Source organism: Acinetobacter sp. UC24323 (assembly GCF_024151445.1).
GTDB lineage: Bacteria > Pseudomonadota > Gammaproteobacteria > Pseudomonadales > Moraxellaceae > Acinetobacter > Acinetobacter baumannii.
Window position 1 is genome coordinate 171,360 of record NZ_JAHIBY010000003.1, and the last position, 23,351, is coordinate 194,710.

26 protein-coding genes are annotated in these 23,351 nt (G+C 40.3%); 16 read left to right on the forward strand and 10 right to left on the reverse strand.

What is annotated here, in order from left to right; translation table 11 throughout:
- Positions 1-10: 10 nt before the first annotated feature.
- On the reverse strand, positions 11-1,921 hold the full coding sequence (locus KNQ97_RS05925; RefSeq protein ID WP_000323470.1) for an ATP-binding cassette domain-containing protein: 1,911 nt from the start codon (positions 1,919-1,921) through the stop codon (positions 11-13).
- Positions 1,922-1,953: 32 nt separating this feature from the next.
- On the opposite strand from KNQ97_RS05925, the gene KNQ97_RS05930 reads away from it, so the two are divergent.
- Positions 1,954-2,199, forward strand: coding sequence for a SlyX family protein (locus tag KNQ97_RS05930; RefSeq protein ID WP_000165735.1), 246 nt, complete (start codon positions 1,954-1,956; stop codon positions 2,197-2,199).
- A 47-nt stretch (positions 2,200-2,246) separates the two neighbouring features.
- On the opposite strand, the gene KNQ97_RS05935 is transcribed toward KNQ97_RS05930, so the two are convergent.
- On the reverse strand, positions 2,247-3,257 hold the full coding sequence (locus KNQ97_RS05935) for a zinc-binding alcohol dehydrogenase family protein (protein ID WP_253611974.1): 1,011 nt from the start codon (positions 3,255-3,257) through the stop codon (positions 2,247-2,249).
- Between the two features lie 99 nt (positions 3,258-3,356).
- On the opposite strand from KNQ97_RS05935, the gene KNQ97_RS05940 reads away from it, so the two are divergent.
- The 10 genes from KNQ97_RS05940 to KNQ97_RS05985 all read left to right on the forward strand — a co-directional run bounded on the left by KNQ97_RS05940 (position 3,357) and on the right by KNQ97_RS05985 (position 12,311).
- On the forward strand, positions 3,357-3,734 hold the full coding sequence (locus KNQ97_RS05940) for a helix-turn-helix domain-containing protein (protein ID WP_253611975.1): 378 nt from the start codon (positions 3,357-3,359) through the stop codon (positions 3,732-3,734).
- 147 nt (positions 3,735-3,881) lie between these two features.
- Entirely contained in the window at positions 3,882-4,331 is a 450-nt protein-coding gene (locus KNQ97_RS05945) for a hypothetical protein (protein ID WP_000368721.1), read from the forward strand.
- A gap of 35 nt (positions 4,332-4,366) precedes the next feature.
- The gene (gene topA / locus KNQ97_RS05950; RefSeq protein WP_000024260.1) at positions 4,367-7,003 is read left to right on the forward strand and encodes a type I DNA topoisomerase; all 2,637 of its coding nucleotides are present in this window, start codon (positions 4,367-4,369) and stop codon (positions 7,001-7,003) included.
- Positions 7,004-7,091: 88 nt separating this feature from the next.
- Complete coding sequence (locus KNQ97_RS05955; RefSeq protein ID WP_000265766.1) at positions 7,092-7,850, forward strand: hypothetical protein; 759 nt, start codon at positions 7,092-7,094, stop codon at positions 7,848-7,850.
- Between the two features lie 137 nt (positions 7,851-7,987).
- Complete coding sequence (locus tag KNQ97_RS05960) at positions 7,988-8,560, forward strand: HdeD family acid-resistance protein (protein ID WP_000859452.1); 573 nt, start codon at positions 7,988-7,990, stop codon at positions 8,558-8,560.
- A gap of 116 nt (positions 8,561-8,676) precedes the next feature.
- Positions 8,677-10,656 (forward strand): ATP-dependent helicase, encoded by a 1,980-nt coding sequence (locus KNQ97_RS05965; protein WP_253611976.1) that lies wholly within the window; start codon positions 8,677-8,679, stop codon positions 10,654-10,656.
- 73 nt (positions 10,657-10,729) lie between these two features.
- Entirely contained in the window at positions 10,730-10,969 is a 240-nt protein-coding gene (locus KNQ97_RS05970) for an RNA-binding protein (RefSeq protein WP_000699342.1), read from the forward strand.
- A gap of 7 nt (positions 10,970-10,976) precedes the next feature.
- Entirely contained in the window at positions 10,977-11,336 is a 360-nt protein-coding gene (locus tag KNQ97_RS05975) for an ASCH domain-containing protein (protein WP_001183874.1), read from the forward strand.
- Between the two features lie 80 nt (positions 11,337-11,416).
- Positions 11,417-11,920 carry a DUF6586 family protein gene (locus KNQ97_RS05980; protein WP_002027464.1) on the forward strand — a complete coding sequence of 168 codons (504 nt, stop codon included), beginning with the start codon at positions 11,417-11,419 and terminating at the stop codon, positions 11,918-11,920.
- Positions 11,921-12,032: 112 nt separating this feature from the next.
- On the forward strand, positions 12,033-12,311 hold the full coding sequence (locus KNQ97_RS05985; RefSeq protein ID WP_000027403.1) for a hypothetical protein: 279 nt from the start codon (positions 12,033-12,035) through the stop codon (positions 12,309-12,311).
- Positions 12,312-12,348: 37 nt separating this feature from the next.
- On the opposite strand, the gene KNQ97_RS05990 is transcribed toward KNQ97_RS05985, so the two are convergent.
- The 4 genes from KNQ97_RS05990 to KNQ97_RS06005 form a co-directional block, all read right to left on the reverse strand.
- Positions 12,349-14,058, reverse strand: a complete 1,710-nt coding sequence (locus tag KNQ97_RS05990; protein WP_253611977.1) for a cation:proton antiporter — start codon at positions 14,056-14,058, stop codon at positions 12,349-12,351.
- A 149-nt stretch (positions 14,059-14,207) separates the two neighbouring features.
- On the reverse strand, positions 14,208-14,363 hold the full coding sequence (gene rpmG / locus KNQ97_RS05995) for a 50S ribosomal protein L33 (RefSeq protein WP_001205031.1): 156 nt from the start codon (positions 14,361-14,363) through the stop codon (positions 14,208-14,210).
- A gap of 12 nt (positions 14,364-14,375) precedes the next feature.
- The gene (rpmB, locus tag KNQ97_RS06000; protein ID WP_000048256.1) at positions 14,376-14,612 is read right to left on the reverse strand and encodes a 50S ribosomal protein L28; all 237 of its coding nucleotides are present in this window, start codon (positions 14,610-14,612) and stop codon (positions 14,376-14,378) included.
- A 167-nt stretch (positions 14,613-14,779) separates the two neighbouring features.
- Complete coding sequence (locus tag KNQ97_RS06005) at positions 14,780-16,228, reverse strand: coniferyl aldehyde dehydrogenase (RefSeq protein WP_001088254.1); 1,449 nt, start codon at positions 16,226-16,228, stop codon at positions 14,780-14,782.
- Positions 16,229-16,340: 112 nt separating this feature from the next.
- On the opposite strand from KNQ97_RS06005, the gene KNQ97_RS06010 reads away from it, so the two are divergent.
- The 5 genes from KNQ97_RS06010 (at position 16,341) to KNQ97_RS06030 (ending at position 20,186) form a co-directional block, all read left to right on the forward strand.
- Entirely contained in the window at positions 16,341-17,033 is a 693-nt protein-coding gene (locus tag KNQ97_RS06010; protein WP_000056618.1) for a TetR/AcrR family transcriptional regulator, read from the forward strand.
- A 74-nt stretch (positions 17,034-17,107) separates the two neighbouring features.
- On the forward strand, positions 17,108-17,971 hold the full coding sequence (gene purU, locus KNQ97_RS06015; RefSeq protein WP_001057506.1) for a formyltetrahydrofolate deformylase: 864 nt from the start codon (positions 17,108-17,110) through the stop codon (positions 17,969-17,971).
- 390 nt (positions 17,972-18,361) lie between these two features.
- Positions 18,362-19,117, forward strand: coding sequence for an energy transducer TonB (locus tag KNQ97_RS06020; protein WP_001978864.1), 756 nt, complete (start codon positions 18,362-18,364; stop codon positions 19,115-19,117).
- 44 nt (positions 19,118-19,161) lie between these two features.
- The gene (locus tag KNQ97_RS06025) at positions 19,162-19,782 is read left to right on the forward strand and encodes a MotA/TolQ/ExbB proton channel family protein (RefSeq protein ID WP_001011664.1); all 621 of its coding nucleotides are present in this window, start codon (positions 19,162-19,164) and stop codon (positions 19,780-19,782) included.
- Complete coding sequence (locus KNQ97_RS06030) at positions 19,782-20,186, forward strand: biopolymer transporter ExbD (protein ID WP_000885431.1); 405 nt, start codon at positions 19,782-19,784, stop codon at positions 20,184-20,186. Before KNQ97_RS06025 ends, KNQ97_RS06030 begins: the two co-directional genes overlap by 1 nt.
- 60 nt (positions 20,187-20,246) lie before the next feature.
- Here KNQ97_RS06030 and msrA read toward each other — a convergent pair whose 3' ends face one another.
- From msrA to thyA, 4 genes are all read right to left on the reverse strand, one after another.
- Positions 20,247-20,768 carry a peptide-methionine (S)-S-oxide reductase MsrA gene (gene msrA / locus KNQ97_RS06035; RefSeq protein ID WP_001183413.1) on the reverse strand — a complete coding sequence of 174 codons (522 nt, stop codon included), beginning with the start codon at positions 20,766-20,768 and terminating at the stop codon, positions 20,247-20,249.
- Positions 20,769-20,868: 100 nt separating this feature from the next.
- Positions 20,869-21,924 carry a DUF4105 domain-containing protein gene (locus KNQ97_RS06040; protein ID WP_174756824.1) on the reverse strand — a complete coding sequence of 352 codons (1,056 nt, stop codon included), beginning with the start codon at positions 21,922-21,924 and terminating at the stop codon, positions 20,869-20,871.
- A 14-nt stretch (positions 21,925-21,938) separates the two neighbouring features.
- Positions 21,939-22,448 (reverse strand): dihydrofolate reductase, encoded by a 510-nt coding sequence (locus tag KNQ97_RS06045; protein WP_000312548.1) that lies wholly within the window; start codon positions 22,446-22,448, stop codon positions 21,939-21,941.
- Between the two features lie 44 nt (positions 22,449-22,492).
- Positions 22,493-23,335: a thymidylate synthase gene (thyA, locus tag KNQ97_RS06050; RefSeq protein ID WP_001203170.1), complete on the reverse strand. Its 843-nt coding sequence runs from the start codon at positions 23,333-23,335 to the stop codon at positions 22,493-22,495.
- Positions 23,336-23,351 lie beyond the last annotated feature (16 nt).

The following is a 23,351-nucleotide window of genomic DNA, read 5'->3' on the forward strand; positions in this document are numbered from 1 at the left end:
TTTTTATTGATTAACTGCCTTTACTCACTTGCTCAAGTTCATCCCAGCGCTCTAACTTTTCAAGGAGTAACTCTTCAATTTCTGCTAGACGCTGGCTTGCTTTGGTTGCCGCATCGGCATCCGTTACGAACCAGGAGCCGTCAGCAAGTTTGTCAGAAAGTTCAGCTTGCTCATTTTCTAACTTTTCAATTTCTGCCGGTAATTGCTCAAGTTCACGTTGATCTTTGTAGCTTAATTTGACCTTTTTTACGTTCGTTTGAGCTGCATTTTTTTCAGCTTCTGCTTTAGCCTGAGCTTTTTTTACATCGCCTTTTTGGTCAACGACTCTCTCATTTGGACGCTGAATTAAATAGTCCTGATAACCACCGATATATTCTGCAATACCGCCTTTGCCATCAAATACCCAAGTTGATGTCACAACGTTGTCCATAAAAGCACGGTCATGGCTAATTAGAAGCAAAGTACCTTTATATTCAGACAACATCTCCTCAAGTAGCTCAAGTGTGACCATATCTAAGTCATTCGTTGGCTCATCCATTACAATCAGGTTCGATGGCTTGAGCAACAGTTTTGCTAACAGGACACGATTACGCTCACCACCAGAAAGTGCTTTCACCGGTGTACGAGCTCGTTCCGGAGAGAATAGGAAGTCTTGTAAGTAACTGAGAATATGGCGACGTTGACCATTTACATCAACGAAATCTGAACCTTCAGAAACGTTTTCAGAAACCGACTTTTCAAGATCAAGCTGATTACGTAATTGGTCGAAGTAAGCAATTTCAAGCTGAGTTCCTGTTTTGACAACACCTTCGTGCTGAACTTCGCCTAAGATCGCTTTAATTAAAGTAGTCTTTCCTACGCCGTTATCACCGACCAAACCAATGCGGTCACCGCGCATAACAATGGCAGAGAAATCTCTAATGAGGGTTTGTCCATCGTAACTTACGCTTAAATGTTCAATATCAAATACAAGTTTGCCGGAGCGCTGTGCTTCTTGAACGCCCATATTGACTTTGCCTTGTTGGAAACGGCGAGCTTTTGACTCTTCTCGTAATGCTTTAAGGGCACGGACACGACCTTCATTACGTGTACGACGTGCTTTAATACCTTGACGAATCCATGCTTCTTCTTCGGCAAGTTTCTTTTCAAACAAGGCATTTTGTTTTTCTTCAGCTTCAAGTTGCTGAGCTTTTAGGTCAAGGTAACGAGAATAGTTTCCTTCATAGCTGCGTAATATACCGCGATCCAATTCCACAATACGAGTTGCAAGGCGGTCTACAAAAGAACGGTCATGCGAAATAAAGAGTAAGGTTAAATTATTTTGATCAAGCAGGAATTTCTCAAGCCACTCAATACTTTCAACATCTAAGTGGTTAGTTGGCTCATCGAGTAATAACACATCTGGTTGGGTAAGTAGGGCGCGGGCAAGTAAAACACGACGTTTACGGCCACCCGATAGGTCGGCTAGATCTGCATTCGGATCTAACTCCATTTTACCTAAAATCGTGTTGACCTTATTTTCTAATGCCCATCCATCAAGTTGGTCAAGTTTATGCTGTAAAGATCCCATACGATCGCAAGCTTCCATGTCACCAAGTACACAGGCATCACTTGCTTCATGATAGGCTTTAAGTACGGCAGCAGCTTCTCCTGCACCTTCTGCTACAATATCTGCAACTTTGCCCGATGACATTGGAACATCTTGGGCTAACATAGAAACAGTTAAACCATTTTGGACAGAAACTTCACCAGAATCTGGTAGTAGGCTTCCCTCAATGAGTTTAAGTAAAGTAGACTTACCTTCACCATTACGACCAATTAAACAGACTCGTTCGCCACGTTCTAGGTTGAAGTTCGCGCCATCGAGCAGGGCAGGTCCGCCAAAAGCAAGTTGGACATCCCTTAAAGTAATATAGGCCATAATGTTTTCCAAAATCTCAAATGAGGACTTAAATGACTAAACCACCATATCATGATGATCAAGCGTCATTTTCCGCACCCATTGAAGATTTGCAAGTGCGAATTGCATTTTTAGATGATTTAGTTGAGGAATTAAATCAGCAACTCGCGATTCAAACTTTAGAAATAGCTGATTTAAAAAAACAAATGCAATTACTTTATCAACGTGTGGAATCTGCAGATTTATCAGAGGGTGTTGCACCTTTTGATCCATTAACGAATAAACCACCGCATTACTAATTAAAATGGCAAGCGTTACGCTTGCCATTTATTTTCAAAAGTGCAACTTAAAATCCGTGTAAAACGATTTTTCCTTTGGTTGAACCACTTTCAATTTGCTCATGAACCCGTGTTAAGTTTTCAGCATTAATTGGGCTTAAAACCTGAGTCACAGTTGTTTTGATTTTACCTTCATCCACCAGTTTACTGACTTCATTTAGTAGCTCACTTTGTTTTTCCATATCTTCAGTCTGGAACATAGAGCGCGTAAACATAAATTCCCAGTGAACTGAGACAGACTTAGATTTAAACGGTTTAATATCTAACTGATCAGGGTCATCAATAAGTCCAAAATGACCTTGTGGAGCAATTAACTCTACAATATCTGATAAATGTTGATCTGTTTCAGTGGTTGAGAATACATATAAAGGTGCACTTAAACCTAATTGTTTAATTTGTGCAGCTAAAGGCTGACGGTGGTTTAATACATAGTCAGCACCTAGTTGTTCTACCCATTCTTTTGTTTCGGGGCGTGAAGCTGTAGCAATAATCGTGAGGCTAGTTAATTGCTTAAGAAGCTGAATGGTAATTGAACCTACCCCACCAGCTCCACCAACCACTAAAATAGTCGTATTAGCAGGCGCAGTCTTTGGAACTTGTAGGCGATCAAATAACATTTCCCAAGCTGTGATTGCCGTTAAAGGGAGGGCCGCAGCCTCGGTCACTTCTAAAGTCTTTGGTTTATGCCCGACAATACGTTCATCAACCAATTGCAACTCACTATTACTGCCTTGGCGATTTAAAGCACCTGCATACCAAACCACATCACCAATTTTAAATTGGGTAACTTTATCGCCAATCGCTTCTACCGTGCCTACAGCATCCCATCCAAGTACTTTCCAACCAGATTGTTCAGCACTTACATTTTTACGTATTTTGGTATCGACTGGATTTACTGATACAGCTTGAACACGAACAAGTAAATCATGTCCTTTAGCTACTGGAGTGTCGAGTTCAATATCTACGAGTGCCTCTGGCAATGTAATAGGCCCCGCTTTTTGATATGCCACAGCTTTCATAATCATCATTCCTCTTGTGGAGAGTTTGATCATAACGTAAGCTTAAAAATAGTGACTACAGACAAATAACGCTCATAGTGTCAAAAAGGATACTGTAAAATGGCAAAAGCTCGACATTCAAGTTTTGACTGCTCACCAGGTTGTTCAGTTGAGGCAGCGATCAGTTTGATTGATGGCAAATGGAAATGTGTCATTCTTTGGCATTTATTAAATGAAGGAACTTTACGATTTAGTGAAATTCGTAAACGAGTTCCAAGCATTACACAAAGAATGCTGACCAATCAGCTTCGGGAATTAGAACAAGATGGCATTATTCATCGTGAGGTTTATCCTCAAGTGCCTCCTAAAGTGGAATATTGTCTAACTGATTTAGGGCGCGGGCTTGAGCAGATACTTCTTGCTTTAAAAACTTGGGGAGATGCGCATCTGGATCAGTTTGGTAAGTTAACTACTCTTGAAACTGAAAAGAGCGCCTAAATATTCTGCCTAGATTGTTAAAAATATCTATGAGGAAATGTTGTAGTTTTTAGCCTTGTCGGTTAATTGGACATTATTTTTATGATGTAACTTGCGTTTTCTGGTCAGCTTATGCAACTCTAATAAAAGAGATTAATAGGTTTTGCTATGGACAATATCGGAATTTGGGTTACCGTTATCATTGTTCTTTTCGTGCTAGGCTCCATTTTTGGTTTAAGAGTGAGTCCACGTGAAAAGGCGCTGGGAATTATGCGAGACAAAGCCCGCAAAATGGGGCTACATCCACGCGTAATTGCTGCACCTGAATGGACACATGTCCCGATGGCAACTGAAAAGCGTGCCAGCATGGTTGCTTACTATAGTGTATTGATCCCCGATGCTCGTTTACCGCTCATGCGTGCTCGCGTTATAGACGGAAAATTAAAAGTTGTGCAAGGCGATGAGAAATTTAATGATTCTCCCATTGCATTAAAAGGGATTTATGCTATTGATATGCAGGCAAACTGTGTAGGCCTTTATTGGGATGAGGAATCGGACCTGAAAGCTACGCAATTAGATGAGATGAAGGCTTATCTGTTGGCCTTGGCTGAAGCCTGATTTTTAAATTTATTGGTATAGGAATAACATTTTATATGGCGAATACCTCGCGCTCTGCATCTCAAAGCACAGCATCTTCTGCCTCTGCTGCACATAAACGTGCCTTAGTGATTGTGGAGTCGCCTGCCAAAGCGAAAACCATCAACAAATATTTAGGTTCGCAGTACATTGTTAAGTCTTCTGTAGGTCACGTACGTGACTTGCCAACAGGCGGCAGTAAAGCAACAGAGAAAAAGCCGGCTGCCCGGACCAAACTCACTGAGGCTGAAAAAGAACAAAAAGCGAATCAGGCTTTAATCAATCGTATGGGAGTCGATCCGGAACATGGATGGCAAGCGCATTACGAAGTTCTGCCTGGCAAAGAAAATGTTGTTGCTGAACTCAAGAAACTTGCTAAAGATGCAGATGCAATCTATCTCGCAACGGACTTGGATAGAGAAGGGGAAGCAATCGCTTGGCACTTACGCGAAGTGATTGGTGGTGACGATAGCCGTTATCATCGTGTGGTATTTAACGAAATTACTAAAAATGCCATTCAAGAAGCATTTAAACAGCCAACACGTCTCGACTTAAACCGTGTTAATGCACAACAAGCACGTCGTTTCTTGGACCGTGTAGTAGGCTTCATGGTTTCGCCATTACTGTGGGAAAAGATTGCCCGTGGTTTATCGGCAGGTCGTGTACAGTCTGTAGCGGTAAAGCTTGTTGTTGAACGTGAACGTGAAATTCGTGCTTTTATTCCAGAAGAATATTGGCAAGTCTTTGCAGACACTAAAGCTAAAAAAGATGACATTCGTCTTGAGGCTGTTAAACAGGCGGGTAAAACGCTTAAATTAAAAAATAAAGCTGAAACAGATGCCCTGTTAGATGTATTAAAAGGTGCTGAATATAAAGTTGCCCAGCGTGAAGATAAACCAACTAAGGTGAATCCAAGCGCCCCATACATCACTTCGACTTTGCAACAAGCTGCAAGTACACGTTTAGGTTTCTCTGTAAAGAAAACCATGATGTTGGCGCAGCGCTTGTATGAAGCTGGTTTCATTACTTATATGCGTACTGACTCAACGTTTTTGAGTGATGATGCTGTAAGTATGGTACGTGCGCATATTGAAAGCCAATATGGCGAAAAATATTTACCAGCTAAGCCAAATCGCTATGGTAATAAAGCAGGTGCTCAAGAAGCCCACGAAGCTATTCGTCCATCAAATGTTGCGCTGACTGGTGATCAACTTGCTGGTGTAGAGCGTGATGCACAGCGTTTGTATGATTTAATTTGGCGTCAATTCGTAGCTTGCCAAATGACTCCGGCAGAATATTTATCTTCAACTTTAACAGTTGAAGCTGGCAATGTGGAGTTAAAGGCAAAAGGCCGTACGCTTGTATTTGATGGCTTTACTAAAGTTCGTGGTGCCAATAAATCTGATGACGATATCATTTTACCTGCAATTAAAGTGGGTGAAATTTTAAAGCTCGAAAAGCTAGATCCAAGTCAGCATTTTACCAAACCGCCAGCTCGTTTTACTGAAGCATCTTTAGTAAAAGAACTTGAAAAACGTGGTATTGGTCGTCCGTCGACTTATGCTGCCATTATTTCTACGATTCAAGAACGTGGTTACGTTAAGTTAGAAAATCGCCGTCTCTTTGCTGAGAAAATGGGTGAGATCGTAACGGATCGTCTTGATGAAAGTTTTAATAACCTGATGAACTATGCATTTACAGCAGACCTTGAAGGTCAGCTCGATAAAGTTGCAACAGGTGAGCGTAACTGGAAGGAATTGCTAGACACATTCTATGGTGATTTTAAAAAGCGTTTGACCAATGCTCAAGGTGAGCAGGGAATGCGTCGTAACCAGCCAGTTGAAGTACCAGCAGTACATTGCCCTGAATGTTCACGTCCAATGCAGATTCGTACGGGCACTACAGGCGTATTCTTAGGGTGTTCTGGCTATAACTTGCCGCCTAAGGAACGCTGTAAAGGGACCTTGAACTTAACGCCAGTTGAGTCTCTAGCAGCGTTATCTGATGATGATAGTGCTGAAACAGCAGACTTGATGTCAAAACATCGTTGTCCGAAATGTGGTACAGCAATGGACAGCTACGTCATTGATGGTGGCCGTAAGTTACATGTTTGTGGTAACAACCCGGATTGCGATGGCTATGAGCTTGAAGAAGGCGAGTTCAAGATCAAAGGTTATGATGGCCCAACCATTCCTTGTGATAAATGTGATGGTGAAATGCAGCTTAAGACTGGTCGCTTCGGCCCATATTTCGCTTGTACAAGCTGTGACAATACTCGTAAAGTCTTGAAAAATGGTCAACCTGCACCACCACGTGTAGAACCAATCAAGATGGAACATTTGCGTTCAACCAAGCATGATGATTATTTTGTGTTACGTGATGGCGCGGCTGGTCTGTTCTTGGCTGCAAGTAAGTTCCCGAAAATTCGTGAAACACGTGCACCAAAAGTTGCTGAGCTTCGTAGCGTAGCTGATCAACTTGATCCAAAATACCAGTTTATTTTACAAGCTCCAGATGTAGACCCTGAAGGTAATCCAACCATTGTGAAGTTTAGTCGTAAGAACCAATCACAATATGTGGGTTCTGAAACACCAGAAGGTAAACAAACCAAATGGAGCCTAATTTATCAAGACGGTAAATGGATTGAAGGCTAAATAAGACAGATAAAAAAATGCTAGCTCAGCTAGCATTTTTTTCATCTACAACAATAAAAGAAAATATTAATTTTTATGGGGAAAAAGAATGTGGAAAAACATTCGGATTTTATGTCTATTAATTGTTTTATTAATCGTTGCAGTTCAAGCGTGGCGTGACCAAAACCAAGACTGGAATCAGCCTATTGTGGTGGTATTGCACCCAATAAATGCAGATGGCTTACAAACCACACAAGCTTATATTCATCAGTTACAAAACACTGATTTCCAGGCGCTTAAAAGCTATTTAAGTGAATGGTCGCAACATTATCGGGGGCAATCAGCAAACTTTGAAATACGCTTAGGGCAACAGTTACAGCAGCGTCCACCTGAGGTGCCACAAAATGCTGGTATTTTTCATGTGGTTTGGTGGAGTTTAAAGTTTCGTTTTTATGCATGGCGACAACAACAGCCTGAAGATAATGGAGCATCGCTCAAACTTTATTTAAATTATTACGATCCCAATTATCAAAAAGTTTTGGTGCATTCGACTGCTTTAGAAAAGGGCCGTATTGGTAGTGTTAATTTGTTTGCTACACGTGGGCAAGCATCACAAAATCAGGTTGTAATCGTTCATGAGCTATTACATGGCTTTGGGGCAAAAGATAAATATGATTTAAAAACAGGTCAGCCCATATATCCATTAGGATATGCACAACCTGAAAAAGTACCCCTTTATCCACAAAAGCGAGCAGAAATCATGGGTGGTCGAACACCATTATCTGAGCAGACCAGCAAAATGCCAAGTGATTTACAAGAAACCGTCATAGGTTTACCAACAGCTCAAGAAGTGGGGTGGCTGAAATAAAATTGTGGATAAATACTGTTTTATCCACATCAATTGTTAATAAACGATGCACATCTTATACAGACAATAAATGTGAAGTGCATCACTATAATGACATTATATAAACTTCCTAATACCTGATAATAAGAGTCGCCGTCATGAAAACTGTAGGTAATGATTTGGTTCGTAATCAGCTACATGCTGATCGTAAATGGTATCTAATATTAGGCTTTGTGCTCATTATTTTTGGTTTGGTGTTATTTAGCTCACTGCCATTTGCCACATTTTCGGTTGTTTTTCTGTTTGGTATTTTAATGATGGTGGGTGGTGTACTGCATTTAATTGCTGCCTTAAGTGTATTTAAAGGCGGTAGCCGATGGCTGTGGGCACTTTTTGGAGTGCTGTATTTAATGGCAGGCTATTATGCATTTTCTACGCCTGTTACTACGGCTGTGGTTTTAACAAGCTTATTATCAATTGCTCTGATTATTGCGGGTGTAATCCGCACTATAAATGCATTTTTACTAAGACCAATTGCAGGGTGGGGCTGGACTTTATTTTCAGGATTATTAACCCTCGCTACAGGTATTTTAATTTTAGTTTCTAAAGATTCTCCGTTTTGGGTGTTAGGAATGTTTTTGGCAGTAGATATTTTATTTCAGGGTATTAACTTTTTAGGACTCGCTTCTGCGATTAAGCATTTACCTTCTAGCTCAAAAACAGTTTCTTAAAATAAATAACGAACAAAAGAGCACTTAGGGTGCTCTTTTTTGTTTTTAGTGAGCGAAGGTCCATCTCATGGCATGGGTCTGTTAAACTAAGCCTTGGTGTTTTAGCGATATGTGTTATGAGTCTTGCAAAGTTAATTAATGAATTAAATGCTCAGCAAAAAAAAGCAGCGACGACTACGGCTCAAAACTGTCTGGTTTTGGCTGGAGCGGGTTGTGGCAAGACAAAAACTATTGTTGCTCGCGCAGCTTATTTAATTGATCAAGGTTTACCTGCAAATCAAATTCAGATTTTAACGTTCACGCGCCGAGCTGCGAGTGAAATTGTTGCAAGGGTTGAACAGCATGTTGGGGCACAAGCCAAAGGTCTTCGTGCATCCACTTTCCATACCTTTTGCATGTATTTATTGCGTCGTAATCCGCAAGCGTTTGGTTTAACCCAATTTAGTATTATTGATCGTGATGATCAGTTACTCATGTTTCGCTTATTGAGAGGCAAAGACAAAGATAATGTTTTGCCTAAAGCGGCAGAGCTGTGTGATTTATATTCTTATGCCCGAAATACGCAATCTAAGCTTTCTGAAGCGTTACTCAAGCAATTACCTGAAGCATATGAATATAAATCACAAATTGCTGAGTTAATGAAAACCTATGAACAGCGTAAAAGAGAGCGTAATTTTTTAGACTATGATGACATTTTGTCGATCGTCGCTGTTCATTTACAAAACTCCGAAGCATTGACGAACTGGGTTGCTGGTTTCTGCCAAGCTTTGTTGGTTGATGAGATGCAAGATACCAACCCTTTACAGTGGGCACTTTTGCAGCCACTGATTGGTAAGGTGAAATTATTTTGTGTGGGAGATGATGCCCAGTCGATTTACGGTTTCCGTGGGGCCGATTTTGAAAACATTTATTCTTTTAAAGAACGTATTCCAGATGCAGTGATTCATACCTTAGATCTGAATTATCGCTCGACTCAAGAAATATTAGATTTATCAAATTGGTTACTCGCTCACAGTCCAATCGATTACCAAAAACAGTTACAGGCACATCGTGGCAAAGGACAAAAGCCACAACTCCATTTGTTTGGTAATGAATTTGAAGAAGCCAACTGGATTGCACAAGACTTAATAGAGCGACACCAACAGGGCGCAAATTGGTACGACCATATGGTGTTAGTCCGCTCTGGTTACAGCGCACGCTATTTAGAAGGTGCATTTATTGCCGCTGAAATTCCGTATCGTTTTATTGGTGGCGTAAAGTTACTTGAATCAGCGCATGTAAAGGATGTGCTCAGTTTATTGCGTATTGTGAGTAACCCGCAGGATGACTTGGCTTGGATGCGCTTTTTAACCTTATGGGATGGAATTGGAGATGTGGGTGCCAGCAAGCTAGCGCAAGAGTTAATGAGCATTAGTGAGGTCGAAGAGCGTTGTCAGCGTTTGGAGCGTCATGGAAAAGTTCCTTTACAGGCCATTTTGATTTTGAAACAGCTTGATGTGCTACAGCAGCATGTTGAGGCAAGCATTGGTCTAGCACTTGATGCATTAAGTGAACAGTTAGAGCAAAACTATAAAACTAAAGACTGGTCACGTCGTGCTAGGGATTTCGACCTAGTTAAACAACTTGCGCGTAAACATGCATCTCTTGGTGAGTTTCTTGAAGAATATGTGCTTGAACCAATTTCAATTTCTGAAATTGAAAAAGCGGGTGATGATGATTTAGTGACCTTAATTACAATTCACTCCGCTAAAGGTGCAGAACAGAAAGTGTGTTATGTGCCACATGTCTCACCAAACCAATATCCCTATGCGCGTGCACAGGGCGATTTTGATGAAGTCGAAGAAGAGCGCAGAGTATTGTATGTTGCATTAACGCGTGCGGAAAATGAATTGATTTTGACGAAGCAAAATCTCAATACATGGTCACAAGACACGTATGACGAACAAGGCCGCAAAATCGAAAGCTATTTTCTAAATGATTTACCTGCCCATTTGGTTCAGGCCAAAATTCATCGTCAGGTACCACAGCCATTCGCCAAAAAACAATGGAATACTTCACGAACAGTAAACTTAGGTTTTGGTATCGATCTTGACTAAATTACTGTATAAGACACTGTGAATACTCAAATGTATATTGGCCTTTCTTTTGATGGTCAATGAAGGTTGGAAAATGAAAATATTAGTTCGTAATTTAGATCGTTCAGTGACTGAAGCTGAAGTTTTAGAGCTGTTTAAAGCTTATGGTAAAGTTGAGTCTTGTGTCGTTGTAACCGATAAAGATACGGGTAAATCAAAGGGCTTTGGCTTTGTCGAAATGCCGAATCCGCGTGAAGCCATTAAAGCAATCAAAGGACTAAATACACTTAAAGTAAAAGGTTACGGTATTCGGGTTAAGGCAGCTGAAGAGTAAGGCTTTTATGCAACAATTTTTAGCTCTTTCTGTGGTTGCTCCAAATGGAACACGTATAGCTCAGGGAATAAAAACACTTGAAGTTCGTTCATGGGTCCCTGCACAGCTGCCTCTTAAAGATCTATTCATTGTTGAGAACCAAAATTTTTTAATAAATGATGGTGATGAAGAAGAGGGAGTCGCGGTCGCTTTGGTTGATGTTGATTCTATTCATGTTTGGCGAAACGATGAGATTGAACTTGCCTGTGCCTCTGGTTGGAGTGAAGGATATTTTGCTTGGGTTCTAAGTAATGTGCGTCCTATGAAGCGACAGTTGAAAGTTCCGGCTAAACGTAAAATTTATCAAGTCTCTCTGGATTTACCATAAATAACGTTGATTTTATCAATGGAGTCGTTAAGCTAAGAATAGCCATATAGATGGCAATTTTAGAACAGGAAAGTTTAGTTATGTCACGTGTTGCTCGTTATCATGCCGATCGTACCAATCAAAAACTCTATTTTGCACGCTTAGCGTGTCAACAAGCAGAGCAAACTGATCATGTACAGCAGGTACAAGCGTATCGTGAAGCAGCTGTATTTCATTTACATGGCGCGATGTTGGCATTTTTGCAAGAATTAGTACGTTATTATCGTTTAAATGACTTGCAACCGACATTAAAATCTATTGAAGAGCATATGGCGGCAAAAGGACAAGTTTCTCCGGAAGTTTCTGTTTTGCAGCAATTGGCAAAAGATGGCTTCGTTGCAGAATTAAAACGTGCTTACCGTATGTGCCAATATGCACCGGAACCAACTGAACCGACACCGGAAGAAGAAACTTCTTCTAATTTGATCATTAAAGTGACTCAGGGACCACAATCATGGTTACCTGATGTGAAAATTTTGCGTGAATGGCATAGAGAGTTAAGTCATTTAATTGATGGTTTTCGTAACGAAATGGTCGAGTTCTAAAATTAAACTATCTGAGCGCTTGAAATTTAGTCCCAGTGCGCCTATATAAATAAGACGAGAGATGCAAAGTGCAAGGGTGCTTTGCCACCATGTTGAAACATGGAGGAAGTATATGTCTATACAGCAATTGAAAGAGTTATTTGGAAATCAAGAAGCAGTGTTGGAATTAGTCCAACTAGAAGGTGGTGAGCTCGCCTTGCGTAATGCTGGTTCTGAAAAAGAGCCCTTGGTTAAAATTCAGTTTAGTGATGAACTAAAAGCAATATTAGGTGAACAGACGCCTATAGTTGCACAACATATGATTCAAGCTGCTTTGTTTGGGCTGTTAGAAAAGCAGGTCAATGAATGGCAGGCTGAAGTTGTGGATGAGCAGCCTAAATTCTTAAGTTAAAAAAAGCGTACTCTTGAGTACGCTTTTTTTGTATGCATTAATGATGTGTGGACTGATGCGCAAGTTCGATTTGATTTAAAATATGATGGCTCATATTCTTAGCCATTTCTTCTTTCGCATAGAATACTTCACCAATGTGTTCGTCTCTAATCACTGCGGCTTCTTCTTTACTTTCTGCACAAATTAAAACCTGAATTTGAGGGTTCAATTGCTTCGCAATATCTACAATCCGATGAATATCTAAAATATCCATAGGTGAAATTACCAAGAGTCGTGCGTGCATGATATGTGCTTGAATTAAAACGCCAGGTTCGGTTGCTACACCACTTACAGCTGCAATATTTGCCTGACGTAGTTTTTCTACGATTTCACGATTCTCTTCTGCAATTACGACTTTAATATTTTGATTAATTAAATTTTCAGTAATACGTCGTCCAACGCCACCATACCCTACAATCACCACTTGATCGCGTAGATAAGATTGATCGACTTCATCGGGCAGCATGGCTAATGGGTCGCCACTACGTTCAAGAAGTCGTGCTAAATGAGAGCGTTCACGAATCCAGCGTTGTATCGGTTCAATTGCCGAGAAGATGAAAGAGTTCAGTGTAATTGAGAATAATGCGCCTGCTAAAATCAGGTTTTGAGCTTCTAAAGTTAATAGACCTAAAGAGACACCAAGGGTAGCCAAAATAAATGAAAACTCACCAATTTGAGCAAGGCTGGCCCCGACTGTTAAAGCAGTATTGATTGGATAGCGGAAGAATAAAACCAAGGCCATTGCAGCAAGTGTTTTACCCACCATAATAATTGCGATAACAGCCAAGATATGTAGTGGACGTTCAATAAGAATATGTGGATCAAACAACATCCCTACTGAAACGAAAAATAAAATCGAGAAAATTTCACGTAGTGGTAGCGTTTCTTCTTCTGCGCGATGGCTAAAATCTGATTCTTTAACGACCATTCCGGCAAAGAATGCCCCTAATGCCATTGAAACTCCAAAGATGGCATAAGAACCATAGGCAATCGATACAGCAGCAGCGACTACAGTAAGCGTAAATAGCTCTCTTGAACCTAAGCGAGCAACAAACTGCATAATAATAGGCACAACGCGCTTACCGACAATCAGCATAAAGGCGATAAAGCCAATAACCTTTAATAGGGTGATTCCAAGTGTTAGCCAGATGTTACCTTCTGCGCCTGCTGGGGCTTTTCCGCCAAGTAAAACAGCTGTAGCTGGAAGAAGTACCAAAACAAGTACCATGACTAAATCTTCAACTAATAGCCAGCCCACAGCAATTTTGCCGTTTACAGAATCTAGAAGACCACGGTCTCCCAAAGCTTTTAATAATACAACTGTACTCGCACATGACAGGCTTAAGCCAAAAACGAGTGCGGAGCCAAAGCTCCAGCCCCATAACATTGAAACGCCAATACCCAGTAAAGTTGCAACAGCAATTTGTAAGATTGCACCTGGCAAGGCAATGCGGCGAACAAGTAAAAGATCATTTAAGGAAAAATGCATACCAACGCCAAACATGAGGAACATTACACCAAGTTCAGCAAGTTGGTTTGCAAGATGAATATCTGCTTCAACACCAGGAGTATTAGGACTAATAATAATTCCGGCAATGAGATAGCCAATAAGAGGGGGAAGTCGTAGTCGGGCGGCAATATAGCCAAAAAACAGGGCAACGCCGAAACCAACAGCAAGTAAAATAATTAAATCTACGTCATGCGGCACTAAAAACTCCTTTTACGTGAGTTAGGCTAAAGACAAGCATAAAAAATGCCAAGGCGGAATATGTGGAAAGTTTAACAAAAAGGCTGGTATAAAAAAAATGCAAAAAAAAAACGACTTCATAAAGAAGTCGTTTTTTTTCGAGGCTAAAATTATTTGATTTTAGCTTCTTTGAAAATCACGTGTTGACGGATTTTTGGATCAAATTTTTTGATTTCCATTTTTTCCGGCATAGTACGTTTGTTTTTAGTCGTGGTATAGAAGTAACCTGTACCAGCTGAAGAAACGAGGCGAATCTTATCACGCATTGCTCAGACTCCTTAGATCTTTTGACCTTGAGCACGAAGGTCTGCAACAACCTTTTCGATACCCAATTTGTCAATAATACGCATACCTTTAGTGGTTAAACGAAGACGTACAAAACGTTTTTCGCTTTCTAACCAGAAACGGTGGTGGTGCAGGTTCGGCTCGAACCGGCGCTTGGTTTTGTTGTTGGCGTGTGAGACGTTGTTACCAACGACTGGACGCTTGCCGGTAACTTGGCAAACCTTAGACATGGTGTAACTCCATTGATTTAGCCAACAGCAAATCTGTGGCCAGTCATACTAAATGTAAACGGATGAATTCATTCAAGGGGCGTTTTATACCAAAAATACGATTAAAAGACAAGCGAAATTGGTAAAAACGAGGCATGATCTAGTATAACAGATCATGCCTTGATCAGTTAACGCAACAAGGTTTTCGAAATGAAGCGATGAATCGGTTTATTGAACGGCGGAAGAATATATTTCAAGCTATAAAGTTTTGGATTTGACATGACCGAACGTTCATGTGAAAGCCCAAAAAAGCCCTCCGGTCCGTGATATTTACCCATACCTGACGCACCAATACCGCCAAAAGGTAAATCATCTTGTGCTACATGGGTAATCACCATGTTAATTCCGAAATGCCCTGAATGAGTATGCTGAGAGATATAATCGGCGCGTGCCTGATCATAGTCAAAATAATACATCGCCAAAGGACGTGGTCGACTATTAATAAATTCGATGACTTCTTCGATTTGGTCATATTCTAAAATTGGTAGAACAGGACCAAAAATTTCATTTTGCATAATATCCATTGCAGTCGTTACACCAGTAACCAGAGTCGGTGCAATTTTGCGGACATCATCTAAAATTTCATTTTGAGGATTAATTTCAATAATACGAGCACCCTGATCACGGGCATTTTCTAGATAGCCCTGAATACGGTTGTACTGCTTATCATTAATAATAGATGTGTAGTCTTGATTGTTACGGAAATGAGGATACATTCCAGCCACAATCAATTTAAAGTTTTCAATGAACTCGGCAGTTTTACCACGCGGCAAGAAAATATGGTCTGGCGCAACGCAAGTTTGGCCTGCATTCCATAATTTACCCACAGCAATACGCTGTGCGACATCTTTCATGTCTACGGAAGCATGTACAAGCGCAGGGGATTTACCACCCAACTCAAGAATGACTGGCACAAGGTTTTGAGCTGCAGCCGCCATGACTGTTTTACCGACAGAAGTCGAGCCTGTGAAAATCATTTTGTCAAAAGGCAGGTGACTAAACGCATCAGAGATCACACCACCGCCATTAACCACAGCAACCAATTCTTGTGGAAAAGCTTCAGAAAGTGCATTTTCAAGAACTTGTCCAAAATTTGGAGAAGCACTCGAAATTTTGATCATGGCATGATTACCGGCTGCCAAAGCACAGATGAGTGGGCCAACGGAAAGTAGTAATGGATAGTTCCAAGGTGTAATAATGCCAATAACACCCATTGGTTGATATTGTACCCAACCTTTTGCTGGCTGATGTAATACACTGATATGGCGTTTTGATGGTTTCATCCATCCGGTCAGGTTCTTACTGTAATACTTGATTTGTTCAAGACAGGTAAGTAACTCACCAATTTTGGTTTCCATAATGGCACGATTGCCATAATCAAGGTTAATTGCTTCGGCAATCTGATCTTGATATTTTACCAAGACTCTTTTAAGACGAGCTAAACGATCAATACGCTCTTTAGCAGTGGGTACCGGATGACGTAAGTAGGCAATCTTTTGCTGCTCAAGCAAATCATGTAAATGCTTAACATCATAAGGAACCTGAGTCTCTGGATTTGTTTTTGTTTGACTGTTCATCGGTACTTACCAAATATACTGATATACTTATTTTTTAGAGTAAATACTCTAAAGAGTCAAGTTGGTTTCTGTGTGCAAGTCTTAACCATATGAATTAACGAAGGTTATTAAAATGTCTCTACCTAAAGCTCTGAAGACAAAAGACCGGATTTTACAAATCAGTTTGCAGCTTTTTAATGAGCGTGGCGAACGGTCTGTCACTACCAATCATATTGCTGCAGAGTTGGGGATTAGTCCTGGAAACTTGTATTACCACTTTCGAAACAAGCATGAAATCATTAAGGAGTTAATGCACCAATATCAGGTTGAGACTTTAGAAATGCTCTCTTTACCTGAGGACAGACCATTAACGACCAATGACAAAATTAATTATTTTCAGGTGCTCAGTGGTCAGCTATGGAACTATCGTTTTATTCACCGTGATGTTTATCACTTAGTTGAAAGTAACGAAGACTTTAAAAAGATCTATCCTCGATTCGCAGGGCAGGTCATGCAGCAAGGGCAAAGAATTTATCAGGCCTTTGTTGATGCTGGGCTTATGAAAATGACACCTTCGGAAATTGAAGCGCTCATTATTAACCTCTGGATTGTCTTAACGAACTGGACCAACTTTCTATATATGTCCGGACACATTAGTGACAATAACCACCTTGAAGAAAAATGGGTTTGGCAAGCTTTACGGCAAATGGTTTTTTTAGAAGGCCCTTATTTAATGGGGGAAAGCCGCGCGACTTATGAGCAATTATTGGAGTCGCTTGGACCTTCGGATCTTTTTGCCAGCTTATCGTCCCTAAAAGATGAATAGTTGTGCTTGTTTATTTAGAGCGCTAGAATACTCGGCTTATCAAAATTTTGTCTCAATTAAGTGATATTAACCAAATGAATATGACCACTGCCAATACAGCCCGTTTACTGATTACTTGTGAAGACAAGCCTGGGATCGTACAGGCTGTATCGAGCTTTTTGTACCATCAGGGTGCAAACATTACCGCGCTTGATCAGTATGCGACGGAAGCTCAAGGCGGACGTTATTTCATGCGTGTTGAATTTGAACTTGATCATTTACAGTCTCGTAAAGATGCTTTAATTCAGACTTTCGCAGCAAATGTAGCGGAACGTTATGGCATGCAATGGCGTCTTGCTTTTGTTAATGATATTAAAAAGGTTGGTATTTTAGTTTCTAAAGTTGACCATGCTTTGCTTGAGCTATTGTGGCGTCATGCACGTGGTTCTTTACCGTGTGAAATTACCCACGTAATTTCTAACCACGAAGATTTACGTGAAGCGGTTGAAAACTTTGGTATTCCATTTACAGTCATTAAAGTAACTAAAGACAATAAAGCAGAAGCTTATGCTCAAATTCATGAAATGATGCAAGGCAATGACTTGTTAGTTCTAGCGCGTTACATGCAGATTTTAAGTGAAGATTTCGTTTCTAAATGGGAAATGAAAATTATCAATATTCACCATTCATTCTTACCTGCTTTTGTGGGCGCAAACCCATACAAGCAAGCATATGAAAAAGGTGTAAAGTTGATTGGTGCAACAGCTCACTATGTGACTGCTGACCTAGACCAAGGCCCAATTATTGAGCAAGACGTTGAACGTGTGAGCCATGATTATAATGTTGAGCAGTTGCGTGAGCTTGGCGAAGATGTTGAACGTAATGTATTAGCTCGTGCTGTTAAATGGCATTTAGAAGACCGAATTATTGTAGATGGCAATAAGACTGTTGTTTTCTAACAACTTATATTCCTTTAAAAGCATGCTTTTGAGCGTGCTTTTTTATGGCTAAAATAAATTTAAAATGTTATAACATAACTAGAGTCTGTTGCTCTATAGATTACTTTTAATATCTAGCTACTTAATTATTTTTTAAGCTGAGCGCGATCTGATAAGTGAAAATAGGGAACTTACAAATTTTAGTGCGTTGTCTAAGCATGAGAAAACTAAGGTGATATCACTTTATCAAGTTAGACCTCGCGATAATGAGGAATGTTTTCATAAAAAAGTAGTTGCAAATGAAAACACTTCTCATTTATTATTGTGGCACTTTATTGTTCTATCCGATGTTTGAAATCGTTTCTATAAATTGAAAGCCGAAATCATCATCCATTAGGTAATTAGATTCTTATGAGTCAATCTTCCGCAGCCTTAAACTCTCCCAATCCGATGAAAAAGAAAGTCATCACGGCACTAATTGCGGTTGCAATTGGTCATATCGGGGTCTTATGGGCAGTCAGCCACATTAAGCCTGCTGAACTAAAGCCAATTGAAAAGAAACCTTTACAAGTCCGCTTTGTAAAAATTCAAGAGCAACCAAAACCTTTACCACCAAAACCAAAAGAACCGCCTAAAAAGCCGGAACCTAAAAAAGAAGTGAAAGAGGTTAAAGTTGTCGAGAAACCTGTAACTCCACCTAAGAAAGTGGAAAAAATTCAGCAGGTCAAAAAGGCTGAAACACCTAAAGAAACAGTAAAAACAGAACCTAAAGTTGAACCGAAAATAGTAACGCCAACGACTACTGTGACTGAAAAAGTTGTTGAAAAGCCAAAGCCAGTGGTTCAAGAAGCACCTAAAGCTCAACCTGCTCCAGATCCATCGCCAAAACGCGTTTCAATTGGCGGTTCGGGTGTACAGTGGAGCCGCTCACCACGTTTGACTGTTTCACCAAAAGATTTACAGGGCGAAGCACGCTCGGTTGTTGTACTTATTGAAGCCGATGAGAAAGGCAAGATTACTAACGTGCGCGTAACCCGTAGCAGCGGTATTCCAAGTCTAGATGACAAGGTAGTCCGTGCTGTACGTGGTGCAAAATTTAAACCTTATATGGAAAACGGTGTTGCTTATCCAATTAAAGCAGAGCAACCGTTTGACTTAACCCCTTAAATGAATTTGAGTCCCAACGGCTAACCTTAATCAGGAGTTCGAATATGAACTTTTCAATCTATTGGCAACATGCAGATGCAGTGAGTAAAACCCTGTATTTCATCTTATTGGCAATGTCGATTGCTACCTGGACAGTTTTCATCTTACGTTTGATGGGGACTCGCCAACTAAAACAACAAGCTTATGCTCAACTCTCTCAGGCTATTACTTCGCTCAAAGCAAAGTTACAACCTTTGAGTTTTGAACAACGTAAAGCAGTTGCAGAGCAAGCATTATTGCGTCAGATTTCTGCTGAGAAAGCCAATGCTGATAAAGGTATTTCAGTTTTAGGAACAATTGCTTCAATTGCACCATTCGTTGGTTTGTTTGGTACAGTATGGGGTATTTTCCACGCGTTAGTTGCTGTTGGTAAGAGCGGACAGGCAGGTTTAGCTCAAGTGGCTACACCAGTAGGTGAAGCACTTATTATGACTGGTCTTGGTCTTGCCGTTGCGATTCCAGCGGTATTGGCTTATAACATCTGTGTACGTGCGAATCGTGGCCTTGCTCATGATTTACAAGATCAAGCACACAGTTTGTTAATCGACACCATGTTGCAGCAAGACTCAACTGTAAAGTCTGATGTTAAAACTGCACAGCAAAGTTATGTTGGAGGTCAAGCTTAATGGCTTTTCAATTGGGTGAAGACCACGATAGTGGCATGAATGAGATGAATCTCATTCCGCTAATCGACATTATGTTGGTGTTAATGATCATCTTTTTGGTCACAGCAACAGTTGCCAACCCATCGATTCCATTAACGCTTCCTAAAACAACTGCTGAAATTATTGATCCACCACCAAAAGCAATTACGATTAGTATCAATGCAAATGGTGAAGTGGCTTGGGATACTCAAGTAATTAGCCTTGATGAGCTTCAAAAACGTTTCCAAGAAGCAGGTCAAGGTGCGGTTAAACCGACAGTTCAACTTCGCGCTGATAAAGAGTCGAAGTACGATACTGTTGCTCAGGTAATGTCTCGCGCCAGTGAAGCCGGACTGAGCGATATTGCCTTTGTAAGTGAAAATTAAAATCTAGTTTCACGTAATAAAAAAGCAACCAATTCGGTTGCTTTTTTATTTTCTCATTTATTAATTTTTCATGAGATGTTGGAATTTACTATGTAACTTTAACAGTTTAGGTGGGATTGCAAAGTTGCAGTAACCTTGTGAAGGGTTCTTTTCATAGTAATTTTGATGATAGTCTTCTGCTGGATAGAACGTAGGAGCAGGAGATAATTCAGTCACAATATCAAGATCGTCATCTTTTAATGTCTGAATGGTGTGTTCTGCTGCCTGCTTTTGCTCTTCATTAAAATAGTAAATAACAGAGCGATATTGAGTACCAATATCATTACCTTGGCGGTTTAAAGTCGTTGGATCATGCGTTGCAAAGAACACATCAAGTAACTGAGAATATGTAACTTGTTGTTCATCAAAGTCGATAAGAACCACTTCAGCATGCTGAGTGTCACCTTGACATACTTGCTCATAAGTTGGGTGAGTTGTATGCCCACCAGCATAACCACTTGTTACTTTTTCTACACCACGTATTTGTAAAAATACGGCTTCGACGCACCAAAAACAGCCGCCGCCAAATAATGCCTGTTGCATTGTTTTTTCCTCTATTTCCTGCCTATTACAATAGGGTTTATCTAGTTAGATTACAAAGTAAAGCGTGTATAAAAAAGTAAAGAAAATTGCATTACTTATTTCATTTTACTTTAGGTAGATCCTGTCGAACAATTTGAGAGAAATGCTCACTGCTTTGGTCTGCAAATTGTTCAAAATGTTCAGTACGTGGGTTAATGTGTGCAATTTGATACCACTGTTTCAAGCTAATCTTTTGATCGAGTGCTTTAAGATCATATAAATAATTAGGTAAGTAACCAGAGGCAATTAACCGATAATCTTTAGGAAGCTGATATGGGTTAATGGCTTGAACCATATCAAAAATTAAAGTTGTACAATTACTTGTGAGGGTATTGTACCACTTTGGTTCTGCGCGTAGTTCATCTGCTTTTTTAAGATATTCTAAAAATAGCGCTTTTTGCTCAGAGCGAGGCATATTGACCGGGAAATTATAAACTTGCTCTTTACGGATATTGCTACGCGTGTAGACAATATCTTTTTCATCAGATGCAATTAAGCTCAGTTCATATTTTCTAAAGAAGCCGCCAATTGCTGAAAACTCTTCCGTCTTTTCTTTTCGAATTTCGATCGAAAAAACTAAAGGTTGTTGATTTTTAAATTCGAAACTGACTAGCGTATGGGCAATTTGTGGCCCCATCCAGTAAGAGGTAATGATATTTATGCCATTTAACTGGTTCAGGTCAAAAGTACGGGTTTCCCAGCGGACATCATAGGTTCCATCAGGATGCCAGTTGAAGTTACGGACATTATGCAAAGTAATAACATCGCCGTGTTTTTCGTAACTTAGCATATTGGCAACTTCAGGGTTCCAGTCACGGTCTTGACGTGCAGTAATCGAAAAGTACCAAACTAAAGAGCAGGCAAAAGCTAATAGGTAGATTAAAACGTCTGTACGACGGCTAATAATATGCCCATTAAAATATAAACCCGCCATACTTAAAGCAAAGGCAATCCATATGCCAATAATAATACGGCTGCCTAACCAGCCAAAAGGTTGTTGGACCCATAGGGCTAAGCATACCCAAATGCTGGAAAGCACAATAAACAACGTGAATAAACTATGTAAAGCGCCGAAGAGGAGGGCGATAATAAATTCACGTGTTCCGATATTGTGCATAGGCGACCAGAAAATTATTTTTTATAAGTGGCAAATTCGAATGAAGTTCCTGATTTTTCATCTACTTGCTGTTCGCTTGCAGTTTTGTGAAATTCACTCGGTATTGTTGGATAATGTGCATCACCTTGTACATCTAAGTCAACATGAGTGAGCTCAAGACGGTCTGCAATTGACAAGGTTTGCTTAAAGATTTCACCGCCACCAATAATAAACAAAGCTTGCTTTTCGGTATTTTTGGCATCTTCTAAAGCAGCATTTAAAGCATCTTCAATTGAATACGCAATTTTTACGCCGTCAAAATGCCAGTTAATGTCACGGGTAATCACCCAGTTCACACGGTTCGGTAGAGCACGGCCCATAGACTCAAGCGTTTTGCGGCCCATGATCACCACACCACCTTGTGTGATTTCTTTAAAGTGTTTTAAGTCGGCAGAGATATGCCATGGCAACGCATTGCCTTTACCAATACAGTGATTTTTGTCCATTGCGACAACGTGGACAACTTCTACATTTTGCCATGCCATAATCTTATTCTCTAAACCGTAATCTAATGAAATTTAAGCCGTCGTTATACTGCAACTGGTGCTTTAATTGCCGGATGTGACTCGTAACCTACAATCTCGATATCTTCAAATTTGAAGTCGAAAATATCTTTAACTTCTGGATTAAGTTTTAATTGGCAAAGTGGTAATGGCTCACGCGTCAATTGTAGTTTTGCCTGCTCAAAATGGTTGGCATAAAGATGCGTATCGCCACCTGTCCAAACAAAATCACCAACACCTAAGCCACACACTTGAGCAATCATATGGGTGAGTAGGGCATAGCTGGCAATATTAAATGGTACGCCTAAGAATACGTCAGCACTACGTTGATAAAGCTGGCATGACAACTTGTTGTCTTGTACGAAGAATTGGAAGAGCGTATGGCAAGGCGGTAAAGCAACTTGTCCAGCCTCATTTGGGTTCCAGCCAGAGACAATTAAACGGCGTGAATTTGGGTTGGTTTTAATTTCATTAATTAACCATTTAATTTGGTCAAAACCATCTTGGTTATAAGTACCATCGGCATTTTTAGTTGCGCCGAAATTACGCCATTGATGGCCATAAACTGGGCCAAGCTCATGTTCTGGGCGGCCGAAACGGGCAGTTTGTTCTGCTGTTGCCCATTCATCCCAAATGGTGACTTTATTGTCTTGTAAGTACTTAACGTTAGTATCGCCTTTTAAGAACCAAAGTAACTCAATCACGATAGAACGAAAGTGAACTTTTTTTGTGGTGAGTAAAGGAAAACCCTTAGAGAGATCAAAACGCATTTGATGACCAAATACAGAACGGGTTCCTGTGCCTGTACGGTCGCCTTTGTCACCGCCATTATCAAGGATATGTTGTAGAAGGTCTAAATATGCACGCATAACACTCTCGAGTTCG